We start from the raw sequence: 2,337 nt of genomic DNA on the forward strand, positions 1-2,337 counted from the left end.
TGCGACTTGCCGGCCAGCAGGGTGGCGTGGCCCTCCAGGCAGCGCTCGCAATCCAGCCGGCCGCGCTCGATGCCGGCGGAGGCGTGCCAGGCCACGTCGGGCAGTGCCGGCAGCGGTACGCTGCGCGCGTGCAGATTGGTGACATGGAAGAACTCGAGGCGGCGCAGCCGCGGGCCCTCGTCGGTGAGATCGAGCTCGGTGCGGCCGATCTCCAGCGCGGCATTGGGCATGCGGTTGGCATTGGCGTCGAGCAGGTCGTACTGCAGCGGTCGCAGGGTCAGGCGGGCGGCGCCGCCCAGCTCGCCGTTGTAGAGGCCCGCCACGCTGACCCGCGCCGGCGGCGTGGCCTCATGCAGCGGCACCTGCTCGCCGGGCGCCAGGGGGTCGCTACCCGCCGGCAGCGTCAGCCGGGCCTGCAGCAGGCGGCGCTCGATCTCCGCCAGGCCAGGCTCGTCGCCGGTCTGCTCGAGGAAGGCGGCGTGACCTAGCAGGGTATCCAACACCGCGGCGCGACGCTCGGCCGTGAGCGCCTGGAACGCCGGCGCTTCGAGGTTCAGGCGCTCGACCTCCGGCCATACCGCCCGGGCGGCGGCCTGCGCCTCGGGCGCGAGCGCCAGGTAGCGCCACTCGGTCTGCAGGCGCCGCGAGGGCACGTGACGGGTCTCCTCCAGCAATGGGCGGCCGTTGACCTCGGCCTCGCCGATCGCGCGCACCAGGTCCTCCGGCGCCACCCACGGGGCGTTGCCGGGGGTGAGGTCCGCCTCCAGCACCAGCTCCAGGGTGCGGGCGATGCGCGAGGCGCAGTTCTCGGTAAGGAAGAGGTAGTCGAAGTCCTGGCCGATCACCTCGTAGAGGTGGGCCACCAGCAGCTCGCGGTCGGCCTCGGGCAGGGCCAAGCGGTAGTGCCACAGGTCGCGCATCTCGCGCTCGGAGTAGAGCGCGGTGTTGCGATAGAAGGGGGCGCGGGAGTAGCGCGCCTCATAGCCGCCGAACACGCCCTTGACCATGTAGGGGATCAGGCCATCCTCCTCGGGCACGTCCGCGCCGAAGTTGAGGCTGGTATCCAGCAGCCGGGTGAGCGATTCGCCCTCCCCTTCCACCGGCGGCTCCAGGTGCAGCATCAGGTGACCGAAGAAGGAGGCGGGGTTGCCGAGATACCCCGAGGCGAACATCAGCCCCGCCTCGGCGCCGGCGTGCTGGTCGCGCCACTCGTCCCACTCCGGGCACTCGGCCTCGGGCCAGCTCTCGCCGGTCATGCGGGTCAGCCACAGGGCACGGGCGGGAAAAAGACAGCTGGCGTGGGCCTCATCCTCACGGGGGGCCTGACGCAGGGCAGCCAGGGTGGCGTCGAGCTCGGCGGCGGGGTCGAAGGCACCGTTATCAGCCAGGAAGAAGGCCTCGCTCAGTACCGCGCTGCGCGGCTCACTGAACATGCCGTCGCGATCGAAGTGCAGCAGCGACTGCCACTGGGGGTGGTCGTGAAGCGCGCGCTCGGCGGCCTGGGCGCCGGCGGCGTTCAGGCACAGCAGGGCCAGCAGCGTCACCAGGAGGCGTCGCATGGCGGGGTCCTTGCGGGAAGTCGGGGAAAGGGCTGTCTATCGACGCGGGGCCGGGCAATGCCCGACCCCGCGAGACGCTAAAGACGGTGCCTGAGCACGTGTTTAGCTGGCGCTGCAGTCCGCGGCGGCCTGGTTCAGGCTGGTGTAGAAGCCATAGGCCTTGTCGGCGTGCGCCTGGTCGGCATAGCCGGCGACGGCACTGGCTTCCTGCAGGTCGGCACGCAGCTGGCTGACCACGCCCTGGCGGGCCTCGCCGCCGCAGTTCATCAGGCCGAGTGCCGCGGTGAGGTGCTCGCCCTCGCCCATGGCGGTTTCCATGGCCAGCTGGTCGTAGGTCTCGTCGACGAACTTGGCGACCTCGACTTCCTTGCTTTCGCAGGTCTCGGGGGAAACGGTGGCGGAGGTCACGGCGGTGGTGCCGAGGTCCCAGATCACGTTGGAGATGGCGGCGGCGGTGCCGTTCTCGTCGAAGATGGCCGCGCCGATGCCGCAGTGCTGCCAGGGGTTGATGTCGCCATTGGTGGCGGCGGAAGCGGTGGTCGCGCCCAGAAGCATCAGGCTGCCGGCCAGTGCGGCGGCGGAGACGGTTGCGAATTTCATGCGTTTCAGTTCCCTTGTTTCCAGATGCCGGCCTCGTTCTTCTTGCTACCGGGAGGGGCCGACGACTCCCGATATTCGTTGTGTATTTCTGGAGGGCTCGCCCTAGTCGGGTAGACCGGGCGATTGCTCGACCCGGCCCCCCTCAGATCCGGGCATGCGCAATTGACGCACCCGGCTC

General features: G+C 70.2%; 2 protein-coding genes. Both read right to left on the reverse strand.

Features of this window, described 5'->3' with window-relative positions; all coding sequences use genetic code 11:
* Window positions 1-1,559, reverse strand: a 1,559-nt coding sequence (locus tag SCI24_RS16955) for a DUF4105 domain-containing protein (RefSeq protein ID WP_318726502.1), incomplete at its 3' end; no start/stop codon positions are given.
* 102 nt (window positions 1,560-1,661) lie between these two features.
* Complete coding sequence (locus SCI24_RS16960) at window positions 1,662-2,159, reverse strand: DUF3015 family protein (protein WP_318726503.1); 498 nt, start codon at window positions 2,157-2,159, stop codon at window positions 1,662-1,664.
* Between the last annotated feature and the right edge of the window lie 178 nt (window positions 2,160-2,337).

This window comes from Halomonas sp., assembly GCF_033549285.1.
Classification (GTDB): Bacteria; Pseudomonadota; Gammaproteobacteria; order Pseudomonadales; family Halomonadaceae; genus Halomonas.